Here is a 25,694-nt window from a genome sequence, read left to right as displayed (position 1 = left end):
CTAAAAGCATAGATACTTTAACATTTCAGATACTGTGTGTGATATAACAATTAATGAAATTAAATTGTATTTAATGAATAATTAAATGATTTTTGTAAAAAAATAATTGACATAAAGTCAATTAAATAAGGGGCTAATTAAATAAATTTACTTTACTAATAATGACATTAATGCTAAGAATATTCCTATATTTAGGGTAATAAGAGTACCAAACATCCAATTATGTAGTTTAAGTTTACTATCAAGGTCTTTAATATCAGATTTTAATTCACTTCTAACAGTATCAATCTTATTATCGAGGTCCTTAATGTCTGATTTTAGTTCACTTCTAACGTTGTCAATCTTGGTATCAAGTTCATTGAATTTAGTATCAATCTTAGTGTTAAGATTACTCTCAACAACATTAATTTTATTATCAAGGTCTCTAATATCAGATCTTAAGGTTGTCTCAACCCTTTGAATCTCAGCTTGTAAGCTTGACTCTACAGATTTAATTTCAGCTTGTAAGAGTGCTTCAACTTTTTCAAGTTTTATATCAAAGTTTTCTTTTAAGAATTCAATATCCTTGTAAGTCAGTTCATTACGATAATATCTATAAGATAAATCAATAGCAATATCTCTCTTAATGCCAGCTTTAGTAAGTTCTGCTATAACCATTTGTTGAGTAATAACTGGTTGTGCAAGTCCCATAAAAATCTCCTTATATAATTATTATATAATATCTTAAGTGTTATAGGAACCTTATGTTAGTAAAATGTGATTTAAAAGGGTCCCTAAATCTAAAATAAAGTATTTAGTCTATTTTTTTTAGTTTATCAAAAAACTGAAATGAAATCTTACCATCAATCCGTTGTTAAAGGATAGCTATCAATACTATTTAGACCTGAGTATTATTACAGATAGTAAAAAAGGAAAACAATTCTCATAAAGAGAGAAAAGTTTTCCTCAAATGACTTTATTTAGTTATGTTTATTGATAATTATTTATTATTGTTGTCCACTAGCTGTTGCTTCTACTGTGTTATTAACTTCTACAGATTTATCTTCTTGATTAACTGTAGCAAGAGCATCACTTATTGTCTTTAAACCACTATCAACAGTATTTCTTATTGCTATTATTAGAGTACTCAAAGTCTTACCAACAGCACTAGCTGCTGCACCATTAACTGCATGAGCAGATTTCTCTTCAGCCTTAGCAGCAAATTTACCACCCTTAGCCATTGCTCGCAATGCTATTCCTGCTGCAATAACAACGTCTTTCTTTGCTGAAACCTCTTTAATTTCTTGCTTACCAGCAACAGCCGGAGCAATAGCAATCTCAGCTGCATCTGTAGCTTTTTCAATTCCTTCAGTAGCATCTGTAGCAGGATTTTCTTTAGAGCTAGCAATAGCTTGTAAAATGTCAGCACCAGTTATAGCCCCTATTGATGCACTTGCTGCAGCTGCCTCTGCATCAGTACTATTAGCCTTGGTACCATCAAATAATTTACCAATATCCTTTTTATCATCACCCGTTTTAGTAGCCTCTGCACTCCCTTCATCCTTTTTTAGAACCACATCAACAATGGTTTTAATTCCTTTAACTAGAGATTTTACACTTGCAGTATCTGCCGGTGCAGCATCTTGACCTGCATTAGTAGCACCACCAATCTTATCGTCACCAACAGCCCCTTTAGCCGCTTCTTTAGCACCATCAGCAATTTTATCTAACGTGTTAGTAATAAACGTATCAACAACTGATTTAAGTTTTAAGTAATTCCCGTTCTCAGCAACTTCATCTTGTAACTTTTCCTTAACTGTGTTCATAGTGTCAGCAATTTTAGTGAAATAAGCTCCAATATCTTCCTTTTTAGTCTCAGCCTTAATACCAAAGGCTCCAGTAATCATATCAGAAAGTGAAGTAAAAACATCTAAGAACCCTTTACCTAAATTAGCAATAGAGTTTAAGAATGTGGTTTTAGGATCTTCAGACTTAGAACTACCACTCCCACAACTAAGAAGTAAAAATAAAGTCATTAATAATGCACAAAAAGTAATTCTTTTCATTATCACGTGCCTCCTTATTACCTCAACAAGGGACAAGATGGTTAACAAACTTTGATAAGCATAAAAACAAAAACTAAAAGCACAGATAATTTAACATTTTAGAGATTAAACACAACATAACAACTAATCTATTAATTATCTCTAACAAAATCATTTAATTTTTTTTACAAAAATTAAATGATTTTGATAAGAAAATAACTGACAGAAATTCAATTAAATAAATTTACTTTACTAATAATGACATTAATGCTAAGAATATTCCTATATTAAGGGTAATAAGGGTACCAAACATCCAATTATGTAGTCTTGATGTACTTTTAAATTCTGATACAGTTTTATCAAGTTTATTATCAAGCTCCATTTTGTTAACATCAATCTTATTATCCAAGTCTTTAATGTCAGATCTTAATTCACTTCTGACTGTATCAATCTTATTATCAAGTTCATTAAATTTAGTGTCAATCTTCACATTTAAGTTACTTTCAACAGAATCTATTTTGTTATCCAGGTCTTTAATATCAGATTTTAACTCATTCCTAACAATATCTATCTTATTATCAAGTTCAGTTTTAACAGAAATAATCTCAGATTTTAAACTACGTTCTAACATCTCAAACTTAAGATTAAAATTACTCTCTAAATACTCAATATCTTTATAAGTCAGTTCATTACGGTAATATCTTTTAGAGAGATCATTTGCAACAAAATCTTGCATACCCATCTTTACAAACTCTTGGTATATAATCTCCTCTGTAATATTCCCATTAAAAATCTGTGTACTAGCAACAGAATGTAGTGATGAATTTTGCATAAAATCTCCTTATGTAATTATTATATAATATTTTAACTGTTATAGGAACCTTATCTTAGTAAAATGTGATTTAAGATGGCCCTCAATCTAACATAAATGTTTAGTCTATTTTATTTAGTTTATAAAAAAGCTCAAATGCAATCTTAACATCAAACCGTTATTGAATGATTGCTGTCAATACTATTTAGACCTGAGTATTATTACAGATAGTAAAAAAGGAAAACAAATCTCATGAAGAGAGAAGAGCTTTCCTCAAATGACTTTATTTAGTTATGTATATTAATAATTATTTATTATTGCTGGCCACCAGTTGCTGCATCTGTAGGTGTAGTAGCTTCTGCAGGCTTATCTTCTTGTTTAACGGCTGCTAGTGCTTCACTGATTGTTTTTAATCCACTATCAACTGTATTCCTTATTGCAATAGTTAATGTATTTAATGCTTTAGTAACAGCACTTACTGCAGCGCTAATAACATTATCTTTAACTCCAGCAGCAGCTGAACTAGCGCCATTTTTAACTATTGCTTTTAGAATATCAGCACCAGTTACAGCACCAACTGCTTTTGCTGCATCAGCTACGGCCTTCTTTGCATTAGCACCAGCATTATCATTAGCAAATAATTTACCTGCTTCACCATCAGCATTATTATTTCTTGCAGTAAGACCATCTGCCTTTTTTTCAGTACCAGCCTCAGGATTTCCTTTACCCTGAAGTACTATATCTACAATACTTTTAATTCCCTTTACTAAGTTTGCAACATCCCCACCAGCAGTACCTGCAGCATCACCAGTAGCAACATTAGCAATTGGGTTATTATCAGAACCAATAGCCTCTCCAGCAGTCTTAGCCCCTTCTGCAATCTTGTCTAATGTGCCTGTAATAAACGTATCAACAACAGATTTAAGTTTTGAGTAATTTCCATTAGTAGCAACTTCTGTCTGTAATTTCTTTTTAACTGTGTTCATAGTAGTCTCAATATCACTAAAGTATTTCCCTATATCAGATTTTTTAGTGTCAGCCTTAATACCAAAAGCACCAGAAACCATATCAGAAAGAGAAGTAAAAACATCTAAGAACCCTTTACCCAAATTAGCAATAGAAGTTAAGAATGTGGTTTTAGGATCCTCAGCCTTAGTACTGCCACTCCCACAACTAATAAGTAAAAATAAAGTCATCAATAATGCACAAAAAGTAATTCTTTTCATTATCACGTGCCTCCTTTATTACTCAGGAGGGCAAGATGGCTAACAAGCATTGAACAAAATAAAAACAGAAAATAAAAAAATAGATACACCTTTATTTACAAAGACTTTGGGGAATGTAACAATGCTCAAAGATAAATTATTTATTAATAAAATAATTTATTGGTTTTGGTAAAAAAATAACTGATATATAATCAATTAAATAAGGGAGATAATCAAATAAATTTACTTATTCAACAACGAATAAACTATGGACATTAATGTTAAAAAAATTCCTATATTAAGGGTAATAAGGGTACCAAACATCCAACCATGAAGTCTTAATGTACTCTTAAGTTCCATTTTGTTAATATCAATCTTATTATCCAGATCATTGAATTTAGTATCAATCTTGATGTTAAGATTATTCTCAACAGTATCAATCTTATTATCCAGGTCTTTAATGGCAGATTTTAATTCACTTTTAACATTATCAATCTTAGTATTAAGATTGTTCTCAACAGTATCAATCTTATTATCCAGATCCTTAATGTCAGATTTTAATTCACTTCTAACTGTATCAATCTTAGTATTAAGATTATTCTCAACAGAATCAATTTTAGTATCAAGGTCTCTAATATCAGATTTTAAGGTTGCCTCAACCCTTTGAATCTCAGCTTGTAATAGAGCTTCAACTTTTTCAAGCTTAAGGTTAAAAGTAGTCTCTAAATACTCAATATCCTTGTGTGTAAGCTCATTTTTATAATATCTGTAAGAGAGATCAATAGCAATATCTCTATTTATACCAGCTCTAGTAAGTTCTGCTATAACCATTTGTTGAGTAATTACTGGTTGTGCAAGTCCCATAAAAATCTCCTTATGTAATTATTATATAATACTTAAAGTATTATAGGACCCTTATTTTAGTAATATGTGATTTAAGAAAGTCCCTAACTATAACATAAAGTATTTAGTCTATTATCTTTAGTTTATCAAAAAGCTCAAATGTAGTTTTACCATCAATCTATTGTTAAAGAATTCCATCACTATGCTTTCGACCTGAATGATTATAAGATAGTAAAAAAGGAAAACCCCTCTCTTCATAGGGATTGTTTTCCTTTTGTTTTACCTACCCTCTGATTGTACAGGAGTCTCAATAAAATGAAGAATTTATTAAAAATTAGTAAATAATAATTTAATAAGTATTATTAAAGGGTTTTCGGGCAATATAGGTAATTCTCTAATGGAATTAGATAAAAGTGTTGAGAATTTCTTTTACGCATTTATGGAGTTATTCTAAGGTGCTTTGGATTGGATATTAATATAACTGTAGCTACAACTAAAGATGGAGTAGGATAACATTTGAAAGATTTAGGTAAAAAACTTGAAGGAACACCAGAAGAATTAGAAAAAATAGCAGATAAAGTAGAAAGATGTAGATAATGGCGGTTTATCAAACAAGTAAATTAGGAATGAGGTTGAAAAATCTAAGTCTACTTTAAATACATTTAAATATATTAAAAACAAATGTAAATTTGTTAGAAACAATAGGTGATAGTAATGTAGTAGGGGTATACACATATTTTTGCTTGTTCAGGAACAATAACATCGGATGATGAATTAAAGAAAACCTTGAAAGTATTTCAATCAATAGTAAAAGTCACAATGAATTTAGCTTTTAAAACACTAGGAAAGGATCTATAACATTATAATCAGTTTGGAGGGATAGATAATAAGGATAGAGTTAAGATATTAGCTACAAGTAAGTAATTCAGAAATACAAGAAGCAGGTAATGCAGCAGTAGCAGGGAAAATAACATTAAGTTTATTTGGTTACAGTATGTAAACTGGCATCAATTGTAGCAAGTACTGTAAAAAGAGGGGAATAAAGAAGTACAAGGAGTAAGAATAACAGCTAATAAATAAATTATTGGTAGCAGTGCAAGAGTTAATTATTAAGACATTAAAGAATACATTTGAAGTTGTAAGGATAAAATAAATTTTATGTGTTTGTGTTACACATATTTTTTATGTAAATATAGTTTTTTTTGATATGTCTTAAACATTAGATTTTATTTTCAATATTTCTGCCAGTAATTGAAAAATAATTTTGAGATTAGGTTTGTATAAATTTATATACATTATATATACATTATTTTGCTAGTTTAGTTGTAGTATTGTATTTAAACCCAACCTTTAATGCTGTTACCTTTGTTTTGAAATTTCATATATTTTTATATTAAAGTTTATTTATAATAAAGAAATTTGAAATATATTTATAGTATTCTTCTCTTAAAAGAAAGGAGGGATGTTTAATGAGAGGCTTATTAAGTGTTGTATTAATAATGGTTTTGTTTATAGGCTGTAATAGTGATGCAGCTGTTAGTTTATTAAGTGAAATTATGAAGTCTGGGACTTTTAAGCCTTATAAAAATATGATGTTAAATGAAGTTAGCCCTAATGATAATGAAATTTTAACGGTTTCTTCTGAGGCTATTGATAATTCTTTGGAAAAAGTTAGAGCAGCTTTTTATAGAGCTTTCGAAGCTAGAGATAAAGTTAATAAACTTTATACCCAAGGTTATTTTAAGGAAAGGGAGCTCAATTATGCTCGTATTGAAGCTTATGAAAATTGGCAAAAGTATTATAAAAATATGAGAGGAGCTGAAGAGGCTTTGGAATGTCTTTTAGATAAAGCTAGAGAAGCTTATGCTAAGAATAAGAATGAAAAAGGTGAGAAAGGAGCCCTTGAAAGTTGGATTATTGATAAAGATAAAGCTTTTGAAACTTTAGAAAAGCCTTATGAAGAGGAAGAAAAAGCCCGTAAAAATTTTGTGAAAGCTAACTCAGCTTATTCTGAATTTTATAGAACAGAGGAAGAGAATTTTAAGCAAGCTGTTGATATTTTGAAGAGAGCTGAAGAAGAAGCTTATAAATTGGCAGAGAATGTTCTTAAAAATTTGAATAATTCTGAGGAAATGAAAAAGGCTGTTGAAACTATTAAGGAAGATTATGAGGACTGAAATAAATAAAAGCTTACTATAAAAGTAGTTTAATATTGCAAAATGGATCGATTATCTTTAATTGTTTTGATAATAGCTATTTTATGGTAATGACATTAAATATCCTTAGTGAAATAATTTTTAATTTTAATTAAAAATTATTGTTAATGAAATACTTAAATTTATTGCATTTAATTTAGTTTTTTTTGTTTGTCTAATAATTTACTGAGTTGTCCGTAGGAACTATCAGGATTTTTGTTAACGTTTACTGTAATATTAAAGAAATGAATAAGGATTCATGGGTGATAACTATTGATAATAGGTGTTCTGTTATTCCCCTTGCTAAATGTGATTAGTGTATCAGGTTCAGTATAATATCTTAATGTTCTTTCATTTATTTCATCTCCTGAAAGTGGAAAAAATATCTCTTAAACTATAGATAATCATAAATGTTTCCTTTTTGATATTTTTTAGTTTTTAATGTTATAGAACATATTTTTATAAAAATAGAGCATAGTGAAAAAATGTATAAAAAAAGAGTTTTTATTTTTGTGTAAATAATATAATAGTTTAATTTTAACTAATTACAGGAGTGTTTCAAGCAGTATTCACTATAAGACTAAATTAACAGCATGAGTAGTGAAAATAGCTGAAGGAATTTTTGGTAAATTAAAGGCACAAGTTACTGCGACTGAGAAAGCAAATCAAACATTCTTAGACAAATTGAAAGTACGACTGGGGAGCGGGGAGGGACCTTGGTAAAGATGTTTCGACTTATGAGTATGCAAAAGAGGCTCTAATGAAGGAAAGTTTTGAAGATATTGAGTATGCTAACAATAGCAATAAGAATCACAATAGATCTAGGATTGAAGAATATTAAAAAGTGTTTGCTGCTGGTACTGGCACATTTTTACTTGAAGTCATTAAATGCATTTTAAAAGAAATTCCAAAGCAAACTGGAAAACAAAAAGACTACATTAATGATCATATACTTAAAAATATATATGGTTTTGAATATTTAATGGCACCATATGCGATTGCTCATTTAAAATTATGTCAATTCTTAAAGGAATTTTATGATTTCAAGTTTCCAAATGAATACTTAAGACCACAAATATTCTTAACAAATACTCTTCATATAACATCAATCTCAAGTCAGGAAAGTTTTAAAGCGTTCTTTCCTGCAATTAGCGCAGAGAATAAACTCGTTAATGAAATTAAAAATAAACCTATTTTGGTAATTCTTAGTAATCCTCCTTACAATACAGGATCAAAAAATAATAATGCTTATATCCTAAACTTAATTAAAAGTTATAAAACAATAAAGAATGAACCATTTAATGAAAAGGCAATAATTTCATTAAATGATGATTATGTAAAGTTTATTAGATTTTCAGAACATAAAATTGAAAGTGCTGATGAAGGCTTTCTAGGTATCATTACCAATAATGGATTTTTAGATAATATCATATTTAGAGGAATGAGATATCATTTACTTCAAACTTTTGATGAAATTTACATTACTAATTTGCATGGTAACTTAAGAAAAAAAGAAAAAACAGATGATGGTAGTAATGATGAAAATATATTTGATATTCAAACAGGTGTTGCAATTAGTATTTTTATTAAAAATAAAGACGAAACAAAGAAAAAAAACTTAGTCATCTAAGAATTAATCTAATAAACGCTCACCTACTAAAAGATACCAGTAAATTAGATAAAAATATTGGTATTCATATTTCAAATACCAATGAAAAACGTCTTGTACAAAAAATTGAATACGTAAAAGAAACAAAGGAACTTATTTATAATAATCACAGTAAATTTATAAATGTGCCTTGCAATGTATATGAATTTGTTATAGGCAGTTATCAAGTACTTAAAAACTATCTTAAATATAGAAAAGGAAGAGAATTAAGTATTGATGAAATTGAGCACCTTGAAAAGGTTATTCAAATAATTCAATATACGATTGATGTTCAAAAACAGATTGATTTGATAATTTATAATCTACAAGAATTTGATAGCTAACACTGCAAACTATAAACCAAACTATTATCTTATCACAAAACATTAGTATCGTTGCTTTATGATAAAGAAACTTGCAAGACAAAGAAGTACTTAAATAAACAAAGTTGCTTTAGCTCTCATCAAATAGGTAATCAAATTGTATATCTTGAATCAAAACTATAAACAAATTTATCTTCCTAAACTCTTCAAACAATTTAGGTAACAAATGTATTCAATTAACAATATCAAATGGAAAATACTTTCAATCCCATTTGCATCACTTGAGATAACTACCTTTAATTTTAAATTACTAATAATTACAATTGTGCCCTATATTTGAACGTACTATATGTGTATAGTATAAACTAAATGCTATTTTTCAAAAAAACACATAAGACAATATCTTTAGAACAAACTACCCATTTTTGCCTTAAAAAACTTTCAAGCATTGAACAATTATTTTATAATTAGCCTTAGCATTCAAACCGTGAAAACGACTTATATAGCATTAATAAAAATTTTTATTTAAATTCTACAATTTTAAATTTTTCCCAAGCTTCTATCTCATCAAGAAGGTATAATTCATCTTCATGTATTTTACCCACCACATTAACGAGACCATTATTAGGTGTATCTTTGAGTGCTATTTGAAATTCTCCACTATATCCTAAATATTTTGAAGAATCTATTAATAAATCGCCTCTTTTAATCTCCTCAGGTGAATGTACTATTAAGTTTTCATCCTTATAGTATTCTCTGGACTTGGTTGACCTAATTCTATAAGAAGTAATATCTCCTCTGTTAAAATGTAAATTATCTAAAATTATTTCTCTTTCTATATAAGTTATATTAGGATTTAATCTGGCTCTCAATTCTAATATATACCTATTTACTCTAGATACTTTCTCTAGCTCTAAATCACTTGGAAAGCAATTTGAGATTAATACAGTGTCCATACCTTCTCTAAAGAGATCTTTAGTTTGAATCTCAATGTCTTTATTTCTATGTTCTTCTAATGTTGGAACACCATCTTTGTTAATTCCTCTTACATCTTCTTCTGCTACAGTTGAAGTTACAAATGCGGCTGTTGGTACCGAGTTAAGCTTAAATGCTTGCGTTTTTTTTCTAAAAAACTCTCTTGAAAGGCCTGTATATTTATGAGGATAAAAGTTATGACATCCAAGTAAATTATCCTTATTTGGCCTAAAAAACATTATTGTATTCATATGATTGTTGATGCTAGTCATATTTAATTCAATTTTTAAGTCATGATCATTAAAAGTCATTAAGGCTTCTTCAATTCCTGTAAATGAATCGTCAAGTCTAATACCCCATACCCCAAGTTTTTTGAAATAATCAAGTTTATAACAATTTCTCAGATCTCTTAAGTCAATGTTAAGTTTCCTAAAAATTTCAGGAGTAACATCTACAACTGACCTCATATTATATTGTCTTGCTACATCAAGCACTTCCTTAAAGGCAATAAATTCATCACCATCAATATAAAGCAACGATGTAAAAACTCTTGTAAAACCCAAAGATGCACTTTTTTCAATATACTCCTTAATTTTACTTGTTGAACTTACAGTTGGATATATCGATATTCCTATTTCTCTCATTTCATACCTCCTAAACTTTATTTGCAGACAATGCATTAATAGCAAGCTTTAGTACATTCTCACCATTCATTGTTCCATAATCAATTGTATTTATTAATTCAAGGGGAATCCCTTTTGGTTTTGTGATTTCTTCTAGTTTACCTTTTTTAAATCTTATTTGTGGTGCTACCAAAGCAATATCAAAATTATCAATTATTTCAATAAATTTTGCTTCTGCTACCGAATCAATATTTGCATCTATATTATTATCTTGAGCATATTTTGCCATTCTTTGCATTAACATACTAGTAGACATACCAGCTCCACATACAAGTAATATATTCATAATTCCTCCTTATTTTTTAAGTTCGTTAATCGCTTTATAAACAGTTATTAATTCCTCAAAAATACTTAAGTCAGAAACTGCTGACATCAAATGATCTTCAGCATGAATTAAGATAAATGGTATTTTAATAAACTCTGGATTTGTTACTGAATATTGAATCACATCTTTATGTGAATCATATGCTTTTGCAAGAGACGCCCTACTCATCTCCATCATTTCTTGTGATTTTTCATAATTCCCAGTTTTAGCTGCATCTAGCGCTTCTCTTAAAAAGCTTTTAGCTTCCCCAGAATATGCTACAACAGGCATACTTACATTATCTATTAACTCTTCGGTCGTATATTTTTTATTAATCATAACATGTTAAACTATAAATATATAGTATTTACAGTTTAACATGTTATGATTAATAAATACAATTATTATTAATAAATTTAATTAAATTTAATTAAATTTAATTATTAAATAAGGAGATTTTTATGAACTTTCAAGAATTTATTGAGAATAAATTAATACCTATTGCAAGCACAACTGCTTCAAATAAATACTTAAGTGCCATCAAAAATGGATTTATAGCATCAATGCCGTTTTTAATAGTAGGGTCTTTCGTACTCCTTTTAGTTAATTTACCTTTAGTTGATCCTAATAATTTTTTATACCAACAGTGGTATGTTGATTTGATGAGTAAATATAAAGTAAATCTTATTCAACCATTTTATGTAAGTATGGGTATTATGACTATCTTCGTGTCCTTTGGCATTGGATATAGTCTGTCAATCTCCTATAAGATAAATGGTATTACGGGTGGTCTTTTATCTCTCTTTACATTTCTCATTTTATGCGGTCAATCAGATCAGATACCTTATGGAGGAGATGTGCCTAAATGGGCAATTTTACCTGGAACATCGTTTCCCATTATCGATGCTAGATATCTTGGTGCACAAGGAATATTTACAGGTATTATTGTTGCCATTTTATCAGTTGAACTGTATAGGTTTTTAATGAATAAAAGAATAATAATCAGGCTTCCAGAAAGCGTGCCTCCTGCAGTTGCAAGATCATTTGAAGCCTTAATTCCTGTAATTTTACTTACAATCATTGCTCAAACTATAAATATTGTGGTTCAAAGCACAACTGGTACTTTACTGCCAGAGATAATGATGAATATATTCAGACCAATGCTGAATATTAGTGATACTTTATTTGGCTCTTTAATGATTGTCTTCATAATTCACATATTTTGGTTTTGTGGTATTCATGGAGGTGCTCTTGTTTCAGTCTTTTTAAGTCCAGTAAGTTTGACAAATCTTGAAATTAATGCAAGGGCTTTGTCAAATAATCTCCCACTGCCTCATATTTTATCTGGAGGATTTCTTGATGCGTTTGTACATATCGGTGGAAGTGGAACAACACTTGGACTTACTATTGCCATGATAATGAGCAAGGTTCCACACCTAAGAAATATTGGTAAACTTGCACTGGCTCCTGCCATTTTTAATATCAATGAACCTATCATTTTTGGTGCCCCAATAGTTTTAAATCCCATCTTAGGCATTCCTTTTATATTAGTTCCTTTGATCAATACAACTATTGCATACTGCTTAACAAATTTTGAATTAATTGAGAAAGTTAGCACTTTACTGCCTTGGACAACTCCATCAGCAATTTCAGCTTTTATTTCTACAGGCCTTGATTTGAAAGCCCTTTTATTGTCCTTATTATTATTGACACTCTCTATTTTAATTTATTTACCGTTCCTAAAAGCTTATGAAAAAGTACTCTTAAAACAATCAAAAAAGTTATAAAAAAAATATTAAAATAGAAAAAATTAGAGATAATAATAATTTCTATTCAATAATGATTAAAGATTAATCAAACTAAAAGAATAAAAATTAGACTTAAAAGTTAATAGCAAGTTAAATTTGACATTTAATAAAAAAATTATATAAAAGTAATACAATTTAATGCAAACATTTAGATCTTTATAGATAACTCTTGAAAAAGAGTTATCTATAAAGATCTAAAATCTTCATAGACGATCCATAAAGGATGTGTCTAAAATGAACACATGCCATTAATAATAAATTACATCAAATTTAAAATAATATCAACTATTGTTTTTAACAATTTACATTTTTTCAAATTTCAATAAAAATGATCATTGATAGACAGGTGTTTTATATTGCTTTAAATCAATTTTTTTTTAAAATAAATATGTTCTTTTAAAAACTCTTTTATAGATTATTTATCTTAATACCTAAATTTTCTAGCCTATTGCTAAATTCCATTTTAACGAATTCAATACCTTTTTTAAACTTTCCCTATATTAATAATTTGTTGTTCTAACAATTTTATCCTTTCTCTTAAGACTGCACAGCTATAATCGTCACTATGAAGGAAAATAAAATCTATCATTTCAACAAATAAACCTCTCATTCCAAACCTCTTCTCCAACCTTCTGTTCTATACACTAAATTACTCATAAAGACTCCTCATTCAGCTTTTTTACTTCTCAAAACCTTTAAATTCATTTATAAATTCCTTTAGTAAATCTTTTTTATGCAAAAATAGTCTATCTAATATAAACTCAGTAAGTCTTACATTTTTCTTATAAAAATCATAACTTTCTTGATTTTTAAGTTGAAATCTTAATGCTTTTATTGGACTTAGTCTTACTTGTTTTAGCGTTAAACCTTCCTTAGCGTGTATATAGTGAAGAGAATCATGGATACCATTCTCAATTATATATTGTTCTTCAACCAATCCTTCCTGCATGGCATTTGCTATTTTCAAATAAACGTAGACTTGACTTTTTGCAAGTCTATAACTTTTTATAAAACTATCAAAAGTCTTATATCCATCCAATTTATAAAACTCATTATCTTTTATTTCTTTTAAAATTTTAATACTATCTATTTTATGAAAAATCTCTTTTCTAAAATTGGCTTTTAATCTCTCTTTCAAAGCATTATAATACAAAATTTTTTCTTCATTAGTAGATAACAATTTTTGCTCATCAGGATCTTCTTCATCTACTAAAACCCTTTTATTTAGCTCAATCTTCATACAAATTCCTCCGTTAACACAATCCGTCCGGAATCCGGACAATCATGCTCAATATATTCTTATATTTGCTTTAAAAGTTTTGATAATGCATCTTCGTATTCCTTGATATAATCCTTACTTAAATCAAAGTTTTCATTTTTTGCAATTTTTTTATTTAAATCTTCTCGTTCGTGAATAAACCCTAAAAATCCTTTTTTCGACTGAACATATTTTAACAACTGTTTATGAGTATTATTTTTTTTAAATCTTGTTATAAGAATGAAAATCGGAAGTTTTATCCTTAACTTTTTCATATAAAATTCCAACAAATCCAGACTTTCAATTGACCACTTTTCAGCTGTCATTGGAACTATTACATAATCACTGGATAATAGGGCATTTGCCAATGTAAACTCTAAACTAGGATTTGTGTCAATTATTATATAATCATATTCTGTTTTCAAAAAAAGCAAATTATCTCTTAATCTCAACTCCTTAAGAGGTATGGATTCACTAGCAAACTTATGTAAGCTTAAATAACTAGGTATTAAATCTAAATTGTCTTTGAGATTCACAACAGATTCATTAATATCTAATCTTTCTTTCAAAACTCTATATATATTTTTACTTACAATACTAATTTTTTTATTTGTAAATTCTTTATAAAAATAACTAGTAGTTGATGCTTGTGTATCGATATCAATTAATAATACTTTGTACTTTCTTGCTAGGAGCGTCGCCAATATAATTGCACTTGTACTTTTCCCAACACCTCCTTTAATTGATGCGATCGTTATTACTTTTGTTTTTTTTCTATCCATTTAACTATATTTCCTTTTTCTGATAATGCCTTGTCATAAAACTCATATACTTCCTTTTCTAGTCTCATTATTATCGCAAGTAATGTTTGGCAATACGTTGTATTTATTTTTTCTCGTTTAATCAAAGAAGAAATTCCTTTAATATAGCAAAAGATACTTCCCTTTTTGAATCTAAACTCCATGTAATAGACCTTTGAAAAGGTGGATGTTTTGAGGATTCCATTATCTTCATATCTTCTTATAATATTTCTTATTGGTTTTCTATATCCGTAGTGTATGCCTAAAAATTTATCATCTCTTTTCAAAGGAAATAGATAGAATATACATTTTTTGTCTTTAAAAAGTTCCTTTAAAATAATAAAGAATTTATCGTTTTTACTTTTGTCTACTCCAAATATATAGAAATCCTTTGTGATTTTTGTGTGATATAGTGTCCTATCGTTTTTTGTCTCTACCTGAATGAAAATATTATTTTTTCTTTCAACTTTGTTTAATGTACATGCCATATTTTATTTTTTTGACTCCATTTGATCGTCATAAAATTTAATGGTGAATTCTTTAATATCTAGATATTCTAACCATTTTTTTGTTCTTATTACACTGTCTTTATATCTTTTTTTGTTTGCATTTTCTTCTATTTTGTCTAAATATCTCATTGTTTTCCATTTAGACACATTCCTTATCAGATAATCTGTGTTGTTTGTTAGTTCACTTTTTATTTCTTTTTCTATTTTTTCTTTATTATTTATATATTTTTTATTATTAGTTATATTATGACTAACATTTTTGGTTGCGTTTTTAGATTTAAAAATTTTAACCCCCTTGTTTTTTAAGTATCTTTTTTGTGTTTCTTTTGTAAATGTGAATATTTTATTTGCATCGTATTCGATAATTTCTTGTTTGGCTTTAAGTAGCCTTTTTAAATTGTTAACACTATATTTGGTTATTGTATATCTTATATATGAACCGTTTCCTTCACCTAGTCTTAATAAAGTTTTTTTAATAATGCTTTTATTGCATAAAAAGGTTAAATCTTTTCTTAAAGTTCTAAGTGTAATTTGTTTAAGATCATCTTTAGATAAAAAAATGTTTAATGTATTTAAAATTATTGTTTGATTGTATTTAATTGATTTTTTCTGAAAGTATCTAAGTATTGATAGTATTTTGTAATACCTATTATGATAGTCCTTTAATGGTTTTGTGTAGGTATTATCCTTAAAGTTTGTGTTGTTCATTTGTTTTCTCCTTTATGGATATTTATATCATTCATAATAACGCAATACCCGTTAAAAAGTAAACTGTTATTTTAATAAAAATATTTTTTGTTAAATTATTTTTATTTGTGTAACATATTGCTTGTAGAGTATCTATTGTTAAGGGTAATAGGTGTTTTTTAGGCAAGAGCACAAGGTGTTCTCGGGACCCTTTAATAAATCCTGACTATTGTACTTTACAATTGCTCTATTTATCATTTTAGTAGTTTTGTACTTTGTAATGATATTTGTTTACTTTTAAAATTTAATTTTTTCTACTCTGTCAACTACAAATTATTTTTTTCTCTTCTTTGAAGATTTTTGTAATCAGTTTAGATTGACTTAGTTGTGTCTCTCTTAAATCTCTCTTTTTAATTGCCTTTCTTAAATACATTTTTTTAAATTTTACCTTTATTTTTTTATTCTTATTTATTTGTTGTCATAAGAATAACTACCTAGTATGTTACACATGTTAGGTAGTTATTATATTATTTAATTATATTATTTAATTATATTATTTAAATTACCAAATTTCTTTATCATTATTCCTTTGTTTAAAGGCATAACCGATGAATTTTTTCATTGTAAAAGTTGGAACAGATTTCCTGAACCATAGTATGAAAGATCTCTTTTAAGGTTTTCAAGTATTGTTTCATTACTATGTTCATTAGAAATGTGCTCTGGAGTAGATTTAAAAAATATGTATATAGCGTTAATTCCATCATGACCATATTTATTACCATCGTCACCTTGAGAAGGTTCGGTTTTATTGACGTGACAGTCAATAGCATCACTTATATAAATATCAAAATCTTTATTACTTGCTTTTAATTTTTTTTTATCATCTAAAAATTTATAAGCAATAGTAAAAGCATTAGCTAATTCTTTTTGTTTTGGTATTTTACCATAAAGTCAATTCAAAAAATTTAAGTATTTATTCAGTCTATTTTTGTTAAGTTGATGCTGTGGTGCTAAAAGTACCTTGTTAAATGCATTTTTTAGTGAATTAAATTTTCTTTTTTCATCATCGGTCAGAGTTATAACCGTTTCTATGTTTCTAGGATTTCTTTTTTGTAAACCATTTCTAGTCTCTTTAGAGCTATTTAGTGATTGCACTGTATCTGCTTCATTTTTTTGTATTTTTGCAAAAAAAATGTACCGCAAAGTATTAATAGTTTTATAAATTTAACCATATCATTCTTTCTCCTTTTTTAACCTTTAGATAATAGGATAAACTAGTTATTTTAATAATGTATAGATATTTGTGTGAATGTAAGTGGTATATTGATTGTGTAAAGTTTACTTTTTGTTATGGAGTTTATGTTTACTTAAATGGCGGTCAAAGAAGTATGAATAGGTTAAAGGAATTATTTGATGAGTATGTTGCATCTTTCAGTGAAGGTAGGCTTAACGGATACTCAAATTGTGCTTATTTATAAAAACTCTGAGTATCTTAAAGAAGAGTTTGATATAAAGTGAAAATACTTGGAGGATAAAATTAAGAATGTTAAAGAGAAACTTAGTGGTAAAATAGATACTAAAAATTTAATGAGCTTGATGATAAGATTGATATTAAAAAAATGGAATTTGGTAGTGCATTAAGACTATATAATTGAATATTTGAAATAATTATTACTATGAATTTAGGAATTTTTATTGACACTAATCTTTGAATAAGTAATTTTAAGTAATTAAAATCCTTATTACCTTTTTTTTAAACAAAAAAAATTAGCAAAAAAATTAATTATTGAATTATGTTTAGTCTTCTTAAAGGTTAAGAGAATTTAATGGGTTTAGGCAGAACCCTAAAAAAATATGAAAACAAGTGCAGTGTATTATTTACTTGGTGTGAGTGTGATATGGCCGCTAAATTAGAATTAGCACATACTTTCACTGCTTCATATATCTTATAAAGAGTAAATTGCCTGAAGACCAAATTTAGATGAGTGTGTATAAAATATCATCAAAATGTGTTATCCTCAAGAAGATAAATATTATTTTTACTATAATGGACAAGCCATATTACGCAGAAAATCATCCTGTTTACCGTCATAATAATGGTTTTTATGGTTATACTTATTATTAAGGAGAAGGTGAGGAAAACAATATTTGTGAAATGATGGATAATGACAATCATCAAAGATAGTAAAGATAATAGTGTTACTTTAGATTTATTATTAAGTTTATTTATTAATGAAGATGTTTCTCTTTTAGGTATGCTTAGAGGCCAGTTTCAAATTGAAGTAGATGATAGTCTTTTTTAGCAGTTGCTTGATATCGTAATATTTGCACAGAATAAGAAAATATATGAAGAATTAATATTATTTGCTCAAGTATGGCTATTATTGATATAATGTTTTATTTTGGAGGTGAATATGAAAGGATTAATTCTTTAAATAAGCGAATTGGTATTAGCAATCATGATTTTTCATATCATTTTATTAATTTTAAAAAAAATAAATTTTGTAATTGTAATAAAAATTTATGATAGAGTGTAAGCATCAAAGATATTATTTTTATTCATTATTTTTATCAGAATTTGCAAGGACATTGCCACATGCTGTTTTAACTATTATTTTAATAAATAAAGGTTTGCAATTGAGAGATATTGCTATAGTGCAAATGTTTTATATGTTAGCAATTATTTTTTTTGAACTTCCTTCAGGTATAATATCAGATATTTTTGATAGAAAAATTGTTTATTTATCATCGATTTTTTTATCAATGATTGCTTATTTTATTATTTTTCAAACATCATCATTTATAATTCTTTGTATTGCTTGGTTTATATATGGTATGTCATCTGCAGTTAATACTGGTACAATTGATATTAGTTTTACTCGTGTATATCAAAGTAATTCGAAAAAGTTAAAAGCATTTATATCATCTATGAAAATAATTTTAGGTATTGGTGCTATTTCAGGTGGATATGCAGGAAGTGTATTATTTTTATATGTTGATAAAAAAATTTATCTTATTTCATTATTTCTGTATCTAGCCTCATCTTTAATTACAATTTTTTTTATATCAAGTGATAAAAATACGGATCATAAGAAGGAATGTTTAAAATTATATATTAATCAATTTAAAAATAATGTGATCACTTTATTAAAGTCTAAAATACTCATAGAGTTATTTATTTTAATAAGTTCTATTCAGTTTTTTTTTCAACCTTTTTATTTGTACTGGCAAGCAATTTTTATTGACAAAAATGTTCCTATTAGTATATTTGGAATTATATATATATTATTTCGTTTATCAAATATTATAGGAGCATGGGTATTTAAAAAACTTAAACATTCAAGTTATGATTCTTATGCTATTTTGAGTATAATATTTTTATTATCAATTTTAATAAAAATAGTTTCACATATTTACATATTTATTACTGTAATGACGTTTCTAGTAGTTTTAGTTTCTATTTATTCTAATAATTTAGAATATTTTTTACGAAAAAATATAGATTCAAAAGTCTTAGGGACTATAACTTCTATTAATAGTACAATATCTCGTTTATTTTCGCTTTTAGTATTGACAGCATGTTCAATTTTAGCTAGCTTTATGAGCATAATAAATACATTTATTTTATTAATACTTATTTTTTGTATTTTGTCTATTCTTGTGATATATGAGTTTACGGATTATAAAAAATAAGACATAAAATAAATAATGAATACTTTCATCAAGTAGTTATATGATTTTGGTATATTGGCACAAATTTATAGTTTTTTATTAGTTTTCCTCTATAGCGTTTAATCTCTTTTTTTCCTTTTTATCACAACTTAACTTTTTTCTCTTCTTATAACATTTTTGTAATCAATTTAATTTATTCCTTTCTCTAATTCTTTTGTGAGAATTTTTATTTATTTGTTTCGTTTTGTTCTTGTTTTTGCTTGCTTTATTCTCTCTTAAATCTTTCTTCTTTAAATACGCTTTCTTGATTTTTCCCAAAATAACACCTGAATTTTGTGTTATGGGTCTTGTTTATCCATCTGTTTCACAAGCGCTTGATGCTTGTTCTTTAAATTTATATAAATCATTACTATTACCTTCAAATGAATCTTTTACTACTTGTTTAAAAATTTCATTTTGTTGGCTAGCATTATGGCCTGTACATTTTGCAATCTCACTTTGTATATGATTTAGTGCAAACTTTATCTTAGATTTGTCAAAACTTAAAAATTTTTTGAAATCATTATCATCACCCATAGCTCCTTTTAAGAAGTCTAATCCTTGTTTTCGGTTATACTTATTAAATCAATTGTAGATGTGGTTCTTAAAGACAAGGGGAATCCTGAGGCGGGGGATAATAAAAAGGCTGAAGATGGTGATAGCGCAAGGAATAATGACGGTGCAGGTAAATTGTTTTATGGTAGTACTGGAGCTGGTGCGGATGATAAAAAAGCAGCAGCTGATGCAGCTAAAGCTGTTGGTGCTGTAACTGGCGCTGATATTTTACAAGCCATTTCTAAAGGTAATGAAAGTGGTGCTGCTAGGTTAGCTAAGAATTCTGCTGGTATTGCTGTTTCCGGTGTTGCTGCTCCTAAAGATGCGAAAGTTGCAGGAGGTATTGCTTTAATAGCTATGGCTAGAGATGGTAAATTTGCTAATGCAAGTGCTGATGATCAAGGGGCTGTTGCTTCTGAAATTAAAGGTGCAGCAATCAGTGCAGTAACTAAGGCTTTAGATACTTTAACTATTCCAATAAGAAATACTATTGACGTGGGACTTAAGGAAGTTAAAGATGCAATAAAAATTAATTCTACTAATACTCCTGTAACTACTGATAAGCAGGTTCCTGAAACTAAAAGTTAATAATCAGAATTAATAACAATATACATAACTAAATAAAGTCATTTTAGGAAAACTATTCTCTTCATGAAAACCGTTTTCTTTTTATCTATATCTTGTAATAATACTCAGGTTTAAATATTATTGATAGCAATCCTTTAACAACAGATTGATGGTAGAACTACATTTGAGTTTTTTTATAAACTAAAGAAAATAGACCTAACACTTTGTGTTGAAGATAGGGATGACGTTTTTGGTCATGGGAATGTGACTAAAACATTTCTTAAACTTAGAGCGGGTATGAGTCATAATTTTAAAATTGCTCCAATTAAACCTATAAGTAATAAATTTACTAGAATTGCTACGTTAATAGAACCATTTGCTACATCTAAACTTAGTATTATGGATTATTCAAGTAAGTCAGCTATATCTGATATTTATAAATACAAAGGAGATGGTAAGGGTGATGATTCATTAGATAGCATGTAAGCATCATATATGTTATTGACTTTGGGTATTCGTAATCTTAAAGCACATTTTACTAAGATAAGGTTCCTATAACACTTAAGATATTATATAATAATTAAATAAGGAGTGTTTTTATGGAACTTGCTCAACCAGTAATTACTCAACAAATGGTTATAGCAGAACTTACTAAAGCTGGCATTAAGAGAGATATCGCTATTGATCTGTCTTACAGATATTATAAAAATGAACTGACTTATAAAGATATTGAGTATTTAGAGACTACTTTTAACCTTAAGCTTGAAAAAGTTGAAGCTCTATTACAAGCTGAGATTCAAAAGGTTGAGGCAACCTTAAAATCTGATATTAGAGACTTGGATAATAAATTCGATACTAAATTCAATGAACTCGATAATAAGATTGATACAGTTAGAAGTGAATTAAAATCTGACATTAAAGATTTAGATAATAAGATTGATGTTAACAAAATGGAACTTAAGAGTACACTAAGACTGCATGGTTGGATGTTTGGTACCCTTATTACTCTTAATATAGGAATATTCTTAGCATTAATGTCATTATTAGTAAAGTAAATTTATTTAATTATCCCTCTTATTTAATTGACTTTCTGTTAATTATTTTTTTTACAAAGTTATTTAATTTTTTGTTAAAAACAATCATTAGAATTAATTGTTGTATCACACACAGTATCTGAAATGTTAAAATATTTAATGCTTTTAGTTTTTGTTTTTATTCTTATCAAAGTTTGTTAGCCATCTTGCCTTCCTGAGTTGAGTAAAAAAGGAGGCACGTAATAATGAAAAGAATTACTTTTTGTGCGTTATTAATGACTTTATTTTTACTTATATCTTGTAATAATTCAGCTTCTTCTCCTAAAGATGGACAAGCGGCTAAATCTGATGGCACTCTTATTGATTTAGCTACAATAAGTTCGAAAATAACAGAGGCTGTTGCTTTTGCTAAAGATGTTAAAGAAGTTCATACCTTAGTTAAATCCATTGATGAGCTTGCTAAAGCTATCGGGAAGAAAATTAAGTCAGATGGGCAGTTTGATACTGAGTCAGGTAAAAATGGATCATTGCTTGCAGGAGCACAAAGTATAATGTTAGCTGTAAAGGCTAAGTTAGGACATTTAGAGAATAAAGAAGGATTTTCTACTGAACTAAAGCAAAAGATTACTGATTCTAAGACAAAAACAGAAACTTTCTTAACTAAATTGAAAGACAATCATTCTGATCTTGGTAAAAATGAAGCTACTGATGATGACACAAAAAAAGCTATAAAGAAAGATAATGATGATAAAACAAAAGGAGCTGAAGAACTTATTAAACTAAACACAGCAATTGATGCGTTGTTCACAGCTGCTGAAGATGCAGTAACAGCTGCAATTACACAGCTTTCAACCCCTGCTAAGTCAGCATCTTCTGCTAAATCTAACTAAGGATAAACAAGTTAATTTATTATTATAAGATTACTTTTTAATCAATCGTAATTATCTGATAAAATAAAGTCTATAAATAATAAGCTAGGAGTATGTTTCTCTTAGCTTATTTTGTTTTGCTTTCTCTATTTACTTGCTTTACTACTTTATTATTATATTTTTTAGATTTCTTTGATTTCTTTTATCTTTTAGACTTATATTTATGCATTGATTTTATCTTGTTTTATCACTTAATAATAACTTATATTTCTTATTTTTACTTATTAGTTGTGGCAGTGGTAGTGTTAAGGCTGAGGATCCTCAGAGTAGATTCTTAAAATCTGTTATTAGTTTAAGTAATGACTTCTTCAATGTTTTTACTTCCTTTGCTGATATGGTAGGTAGTGTGTTAGGGTTTAATACTAATACTAAAAAGTCTGATGTTGGGAACTACTTTAAGACCGTTCAGAATACTGTACAAGGAACTAAGGATAAGCTTAATAAAATTGTAGAAGACATGAAATCTGAGAATAATCCTAATGCAGATGCTACTGATATCGCTGTAAAAGCTCTAATTACTAATACTCTTGATAAGATAATTGAGGGTGCAAAAACCGCTAGTGAAGCTATTAGTGATGCTGGTGCGGCTGGTGATGCTAACAATTTGAAAAAAGTTGCAGCTGATGCAGCTAAGGCTGTTGGTGCAGTAACTGGGGCTGATATCTTAAAAGCTATGGTTAAAAATACTGATGCTGTTAAATTGGCTACTAATAATACCGTCTCTGCTGTTGGTGTTGCTACTGCCAATAATTCAAAAGATGCAATTGTTGCAGGAGGTATTGCACTGCGAGCTATGGCTAATGATGGTAAATTTGCTGGTTCTAGTGATAATGCTAATGCTGATGCTAAAAAAGTAGTAGAGGGAGCAGCTATAAGTGCAGTAACTAAAGTACTAGATACTTTAGCTATTGCTATAAGAAACACTATTGATACAGAATTTAAGACCGTTAAAGAAGCAATGAAAATTAATCCTAATAATACTCCTTTAACTACTGATAATACAACCTCTGAAGCTAGAACCAATAATCATAATTAATAATAGATACATAACTAAATAAATTCATTTGAGGAAAATTTTTCTTTTCATAAGAACTGTTTTCCTTTTAGTTATATTATACTAATAACTTTATTTTTACTTCTTAGCTGTGGCAGTGGACAACTTCAGGCTGAGAAATTGGCTGCTGAGAGTAAGAATACTTTCTTAGATTCATTAGTTAAGATATAACATGGGTTTTACGAGATTTTTGGTAATGCTTTTGGATTTACAGCAGTTAAATCGGGTGATAAGAGAAGTAAAGTTGGTGAACACTTTGAGAAGATAAAAAAAGGTTTAGGTGATACTAAGAATAAGTTAAATGAGTTATCAAATAAAATATCTGAAGCAAAAAATGCTAATAGCAGCACAATTGAAGCTGTTAAGGGTGTAATTAGCAATGCAAATGATGTCTTTGAACAACTAATTACTTCTTTAACTAAACTTACTGATGTAACTAAGGATGGTTCTGACATTGGTGATACTGCTAGTGTTGCGGCTGCAGTGGCTGCTGATAAGACTAGTGTTGATGCTATTATTAAAGAAGTTAAAGCTATTATTGATGAAGCAAAGAAATCTGGAATAGAAATCAAGTCTGGAGAGGCTGGTAATGCAGTAAATGCTGCTGCTAGTGCTCCTGCTGCAATTGGAAGTAATAATGCAGGTCAGGGAGCTGGTGCGGCTACTAATGCTGACTTAGCTGCTGCTGGTGATGTTGAAGCAGTTAAAGCAGCTGCTGTAACTGCTGTAAATAAAATATTAGGAATACTTGACTTAATAATTAGGAAAACAGTATCAATCAATCTAGATAAAGTAAGAGAAGCAGTTAAGGGAATACAATATTCTGAAACTACAACTGAATCAACTGAAGCTAGTACGACTACTCAACCTACTGCTGCTAAATAAATTCTCTAATTAAATAATTTGAATAATAAAGTCATTTTAGGAAAACTCTTCTTTTCATAAGAATTGTTTTCCTTTTTTACTATTTGTAATAATACTCAGGTTTAAATAGTATTGACAGCAATCCTTTAACAACAGATTGATGGTAAGGTTACATTTGAGCTTTTGATAAGATAAAAAAAACAGACTAAATACTTTATGTTATAGTTAGGGACTTTCTTAAAGCACATTTTACTAAAATAAGGTTCCTATAACACTTAAAATATTATATAATAATTACATAAGGAGTGTTTTTATGGGACTTGCTCAACCAGTTATTACTCAACAAATGGTCATCAATGAACTTACTAAAGCCGGTATTAAGAGAGATATTGCTATTGATCTGTCTTACAGATATTATAAAAATGAACTGACTTACAAGGATATTGAGTATTTAGAGACTACTTTTAACCTTAAGCTTGAAAAAGTTGAAGCAACCTTACAAGCTGAAGTTAAATCTGTCAAGATCGAACTGGATAATAAGATTGATACTGTTGAGAATAATCTTAATACTAAGATTGATAATGTTAAAAGTGAATTAAAATCTGACATTAAGGATCTGGATAATAAGATTGACACTGTTGAGAATAATCTTAACACCAAGATTGACACTGTTGAGAATAATCTTAACATCAAGATAGATACTAAATTTAATGAACTGGATACTAAGATTGATGTTAACAAAATGGAACTTAAGAGTACATTAAGACTTCATGGTTTGATGTTTGGTACCCTTATTACCCTAAATATAGGAATATTTTTAACATTAATATCCATAGTCTATTCATTGTTGAATAAATGAATTTAAATTAATTAAACCTTTTCTTTCTTTGACTACATATCAGTTATT

At 28.1% G+C, this 25,694-nt stretch carries 26 protein-coding genes and 2 pseudogenes; 14 read left to right on the top strand and 14 right to left on the bottom strand.

From position 1 onward, the window contains the following. Nucleotides 1-147: 147 nt before the first annotated feature. The 5 genes from bdr (bpSLO_RS07610) to bdr (bpSLO_RS07590) form a co-directional block, all read right to left on the bottom strand. Nucleotides 148-690, bottom strand: a complete 543-nt coding sequence (gene bdr / locus bpSLO_RS07610; RefSeq protein ID WP_246990227.1) for a Bdr family repetitive protein — start codon at nt 688-690, stop codon at nt 148-150. 296 nt (nt 691-986) lie between these two features. Then, nucleotides 987-2,048, bottom strand: coding sequence for a variable large family protein (locus bpSLO_RS07605; RefSeq protein ID WP_246990240.1), 1,062 nt, complete (start codon nt 2,046-2,048; stop codon nt 987-989). Between the two features lie 220 nt (nt 2,049-2,268). Beyond that, entirely contained in the window at nt 2,269-2,856 is a 588-nt protein-coding gene (bdr, locus tag bpSLO_RS07600) for a Bdr family repetitive protein (protein ID WP_246990226.1), read from the bottom strand. Between the two features lie 293 nt (nt 2,857-3,149). Continuing rightward, nucleotides 3,150-4,064, bottom strand: coding sequence for a variable large family protein (locus bpSLO_RS07595; RefSeq protein WP_246990239.1), 915 nt, complete (start codon nt 4,062-4,064; stop codon nt 3,150-3,152). A 219-nt stretch (nt 4,065-4,283) separates the two neighbouring features. Further along, the gene (bdr, locus tag bpSLO_RS07590; RefSeq protein WP_246990224.1) at nt 4,284-4,904 is read right to left on the bottom strand and encodes a Bdr family repetitive protein; all 621 of its coding nucleotides are present in this window, start codon (nt 4,902-4,904) and stop codon (nt 4,284-4,286) included. 1,448 nt (nt 4,905-6,352) lie between these two features. On the opposite strand from bdr (bpSLO_RS07590), the gene bpSLO_RS07585 reads away from it, so the two are divergent. The 3 genes from bpSLO_RS07585 (at nt 6,353) to bpSLO_RS07575 (ending at nt 9,070) form a co-directional block, all read left to right on the top strand. After that, nucleotides 6,353-7,060 carry a hypothetical protein gene (locus bpSLO_RS07585; RefSeq protein ID WP_246990223.1) on the top strand — a complete coding sequence of 236 codons (708 nt, stop codon included), beginning with the start codon at nt 6,353-6,355 and terminating at the stop codon, nt 7,058-7,060. 862 nt (nt 7,061-7,922) lie between these two features. Further along, nucleotides 7,923-8,708 carry a hypothetical protein gene (locus tag bpSLO_RS07580; protein WP_246990221.1) on the top strand — a complete coding sequence of 262 codons (786 nt, stop codon included), beginning with the start codon at nt 7,923-7,925 and terminating at the stop codon, nt 8,706-8,708. 2 nt (nt 8,709-8,710) lie between these two features. Continuing rightward, complete coding sequence (locus tag bpSLO_RS07575; RefSeq protein WP_348648869.1) at nt 8,711-9,070, top strand: type ISP restriction/modification enzyme; 360 nt, start codon at nt 8,711-8,713, stop codon at nt 9,068-9,070. 500 nt (nt 9,071-9,570) lie between these two features. On the opposite strand, the gene bpSLO_RS07570 is transcribed toward bpSLO_RS07575, so the two are convergent. Genes bpSLO_RS07570 through bpSLO_RS07560 form a run of 3 tightly spaced genes read right to left on the bottom strand, consistent with a single transcriptional unit; the run spans nt 9,571 to nt 11,302 of the window. Beyond that, nucleotides 9,571-10,668, bottom strand: a complete 1,098-nt coding sequence (locus bpSLO_RS07570; RefSeq protein ID WP_246990220.1) for a DUF871 domain-containing protein — start codon at nt 10,666-10,668, stop codon at nt 9,571-9,573. 10 nt (nt 10,669-10,678) lie between these two features. Then, on the bottom strand, nt 10,679-10,993 hold the full coding sequence (locus bpSLO_RS07565) for a PTS sugar transporter subunit IIB (protein WP_246990219.1): 315 nt from the start codon (nt 10,991-10,993) through the stop codon (nt 10,679-10,681). A gap of 9 nt (nt 10,994-11,002) precedes the next feature. Further along, complete coding sequence (locus bpSLO_RS07560) at nt 11,003-11,302, bottom strand: PTS lactose/cellobiose transporter subunit IIA (protein ID WP_246990218.1); 300 nt, start codon at nt 11,300-11,302, stop codon at nt 11,003-11,005. Nucleotides 11,303-11,472: 170 nt separating this feature from the next. Here bpSLO_RS07560 and celB point away from each other — a divergent pair, with 170 nt between their 5' ends. Further along, on the top strand, nt 11,473-12,798 hold the full coding sequence (gene celB, locus bpSLO_RS07555; protein ID WP_246990217.1) for a PTS cellobiose transporter subunit IIC: 1,326 nt from the start codon (nt 11,473-11,475) through the stop codon (nt 12,796-12,798). Between the two features lie 700 nt (nt 12,799-13,498). On the opposite strand, the gene bpSLO_RS07550 is transcribed toward celB, so the two are convergent. From bpSLO_RS07550 to bpSLO_RS08170, 5 genes are all read right to left on the bottom strand, one after another. After that, entirely contained in the window at nt 13,499-14,059 is a 561-nt protein-coding gene (locus tag bpSLO_RS07550) for a chromosome replication/partitioning protein (RefSeq protein WP_246990216.1), read from the bottom strand. Nucleotides 14,060-14,118: 59 nt separating this feature from the next. Continuing rightward, the gene (locus bpSLO_RS07545; RefSeq protein WP_246990215.1) at nt 14,119-14,859 is read right to left on the bottom strand and encodes a ParA family protein; all 741 of its coding nucleotides are present in this window, start codon (nt 14,857-14,859) and stop codon (nt 14,119-14,121) included. Next, on the bottom strand, nt 14,835-15,365 hold the full coding sequence (locus bpSLO_RS07540) for a DUF226 domain-containing protein (RefSeq protein ID WP_246990214.1): 531 nt from the start codon (nt 15,363-15,365) through the stop codon (nt 14,835-14,837). Before bpSLO_RS07540 ends, bpSLO_RS07545 begins: the two co-directional genes overlap by 25 nt. A gap of 3 nt (nt 15,366-15,368) precedes the next feature. After that, entirely contained in the window at nt 15,369-16,094 is a 726-nt protein-coding gene (locus bpSLO_RS07535; protein WP_246990213.1) for a plasmid maintenance protein, read from the bottom strand. Between the two features lie 597 nt (nt 16,095-16,691). Continuing rightward, a complete protein-coding gene (locus bpSLO_RS08170) occupies nt 16,692-17,012 on the bottom strand; it encodes an Mlp family lipoprotein (protein ID WP_432432510.1) in 321 nt (106 codons plus the stop codon). Nucleotides 17,013-17,362: 350 nt separating this feature from the next. Between bpSLO_RS08170 and bpSLO_RS07530 the strand changes: the two genes are divergently transcribed. From bpSLO_RS07530 to bpSLO_RS07520, 3 genes are all read left to right on the top strand, one after another. Then, entirely contained in the window at nt 17,363-17,551 is a 189-nt protein-coding gene (locus bpSLO_RS07530) for a hypothetical protein (RefSeq protein WP_246990212.1), read from the top strand. Between the two features lie 687 nt (nt 17,552-18,238). Then, nucleotides 18,239-18,376: a hypothetical protein gene (locus tag bpSLO_RS07525; RefSeq protein WP_246990210.1), complete on the top strand. Its 138-nt coding sequence runs from the start codon at nt 18,239-18,241 to the stop codon at nt 18,374-18,376. A gap of 220 nt (nt 18,377-18,596) precedes the next feature. Next, nucleotides 18,597-19,766 carry an MFS transporter gene (locus bpSLO_RS07520; RefSeq protein ID WP_246990209.1) on the top strand — a complete coding sequence of 390 codons (1,170 nt, stop codon included), beginning with the start codon at nt 18,597-18,599 and terminating at the stop codon, nt 19,764-19,766. 330 nt (nt 19,767-20,096) lie between these two features. On the opposite strand, the gene bpSLO_RS07515 is transcribed toward bpSLO_RS07520, so the two are convergent. After that, on the bottom strand, nt 20,097-20,321 hold the full coding sequence (locus bpSLO_RS07515; protein ID WP_246990208.1) for an Mlp family lipoprotein: 225 nt from the start codon (nt 20,319-20,321) through the stop codon (nt 20,097-20,099). 42 nt (nt 20,322-20,363) lie between these two features. Here bpSLO_RS07515 and bpSLO_RS07510 point away from each other — a divergent pair. From bpSLO_RS07510 to bdr (bpSLO_RS07480), 7 genes and pseudogenes are all read left to right on the top strand, one after another. Then, a pseudogene (locus bpSLO_RS07510) lies at nt 20,364-20,927 on the top strand (variable large family protein); the annotation flags it as partial. Nucleotides 20,928-21,170: 243 nt separating this feature from the next. After that, a complete protein-coding gene (locus tag bpSLO_RS07505) occupies nt 21,171-21,392 on the top strand; it encodes a hypothetical protein (RefSeq protein ID WP_246990207.1) in 222 nt (73 codons plus the stop codon). Nucleotides 21,393-21,505: 113 nt separating this feature from the next. After that, a complete protein-coding gene (gene bdr / locus bpSLO_RS07500; RefSeq protein WP_246990206.1) occupies nt 21,506-21,961 on the top strand; it encodes a Bdr family repetitive protein in 456 nt (151 codons plus the stop codon). Nucleotides 21,962-22,185: 224 nt separating this feature from the next. Further along, nucleotides 22,186-22,830, top strand: a complete 645-nt coding sequence (locus bpSLO_RS07495) for a Vsp/OspC family lipoprotein (protein WP_246990204.1) — start codon at nt 22,186-22,188, stop codon at nt 22,828-22,830. 262 nt (nt 22,831-23,092) lie between these two features. Beyond that, complete coding sequence (locus bpSLO_RS07490; RefSeq protein ID WP_246990237.1) at nt 23,093-23,905, top strand: variable large family protein; 813 nt, start codon at nt 23,093-23,095, stop codon at nt 23,903-23,905. A 75-nt stretch (nt 23,906-23,980) separates the two neighbouring features. Next, a pseudogene (locus tag bpSLO_RS07485) lies at nt 23,981-24,808 on the top strand (variable large family protein). 292 nt (nt 24,809-25,100) lie between these two features. Continuing rightward, entirely contained in the window at nt 25,101-25,646 is a 546-nt protein-coding gene (gene bdr, locus bpSLO_RS07480) for a Bdr family repetitive protein (protein ID WP_246990203.1), read from the top strand. Nucleotides 25,647-25,694: the final 48 nt, after the last annotated feature.

It is taken from the genome of Borrelia parkeri, from assembly GCF_023035815.1.
Taxonomy (GTDB): domain Bacteria; phylum Spirochaetota; class Spirochaetia; order Borreliales; family Borreliaceae; genus Borrelia; species Borrelia parkeri.
The sequence above is the reverse complement of the archived record's forward strand: the minus strand, read 5'-3'. Positions and strand labels throughout refer to the sequence as shown.

Bases quoted from the DNA above. Each gene is read 5' to 3' on its own strand.
- bdr (WP_246990227.1), bottom strand. From the start codon at position 690: ATGGGACTTGCACAACCAGTTATTACTCAACAAATGGTTATAGCAGAA.
- bdr (WP_246990226.1), bottom strand. From the start codon at position 2,856: ATGCAAAATTCATCACTACATTCTGTTGCTAGTACACAGATTTTTAAT.
- bdr (WP_246990224.1), bottom strand. From the start codon at position 4,904: ATGGGACTTGCACAACCAGTAATTACTCAACAAATGGTTATAGCAGAA.
- bpSLO_RS07585 (WP_246990223.1), top strand. From the start codon at position 6,353: ATGAGAGGCTTATTAAGTGTTGTATTAATAATGGTTTTGTTTATAGGC.
- bpSLO_RS07570 (WP_246990220.1), bottom strand. From the start codon at position 10,668: ATGAGAGAAATAGGAATATCGATATATCCAACTGTAAGTTCAACAAGT.
- bpSLO_RS07565 (WP_246990219.1), bottom strand. From the start codon at position 10,993: ATGAATATATTACTTGTATGTGGAGCTGGTATGTCTACTAGTATGTTA.
- bpSLO_RS07560 (WP_246990218.1), bottom strand. From the start codon at position 11,302: ATGCCTGTTGTAGCATATTCTGGGGAAGCTAAAAGCTTTTTAAGAGAA.
- celB (WP_246990217.1), top strand. From the start codon at position 11,473: ATGAACTTTCAAGAATTTATTGAGAATAAATTAATACCTATTGCAAGC.
- bpSLO_RS07550 (WP_246990216.1), bottom strand. From the start codon at position 14,059: ATGAAGATTGAGCTAAATAAAAGGGTTTTAGTAGATGAAGAAGATCCT.
- bpSLO_RS07545 (WP_246990215.1), bottom strand. From the start codon at position 14,859: ATGGATAGAAAAAAAACAAAAGTAATAACGATCGCATCAATTAAAGGA.
- bpSLO_RS07540 (WP_246990214.1), bottom strand. From the start codon at position 15,365: ATGGCATGTACATTAAACAAAGTTGAAAGAAAAAATAATATTTTCATT.
- bpSLO_RS07535 (WP_246990213.1), bottom strand. From the start codon at position 16,094: ATGAACAACACAAACTTTAAGGATAATACCTACACAAAACCATTAAAG.
- bpSLO_RS07530 (WP_246990212.1), top strand. From the start codon at position 17,363: ATGTATAGATATTTGTGTGAATGTAAGTGGTATATTGATTGTGTAAAG.
- bpSLO_RS07525 (WP_246990210.1), top strand. From the start codon at position 18,239: ATGACAATCATCAAAGATAGTAAAGATAATAGTGTTACTTTAGATTTA.
- bpSLO_RS07520 (WP_246990209.1), top strand. From the start codon at position 18,597: ATGATAGAGTGTAAGCATCAAAGATATTATTTTTATTCATTATTTTTA.
- bpSLO_RS07515 (WP_246990208.1), bottom strand. From the start codon at position 20,321: ATGGGTGATGATAATGATTTCAAAAAATTTTTAAGTTTTGACAAATCT.
- bdr (WP_246990206.1), top strand. From the start codon at position 21,506: ATGGAACTTGCTCAACCAGTAATTACTCAACAAATGGTTATAGCAGAA.
- bpSLO_RS07495 (WP_246990204.1), top strand. From the start codon at position 22,186: ATGAAAAGAATTACTTTTTGTGCGTTATTAATGACTTTATTTTTACTT.
- bdr (WP_246990203.1), top strand. From the start codon at position 25,101: ATGGGACTTGCTCAACCAGTTATTACTCAACAAATGGTCATCAATGAA.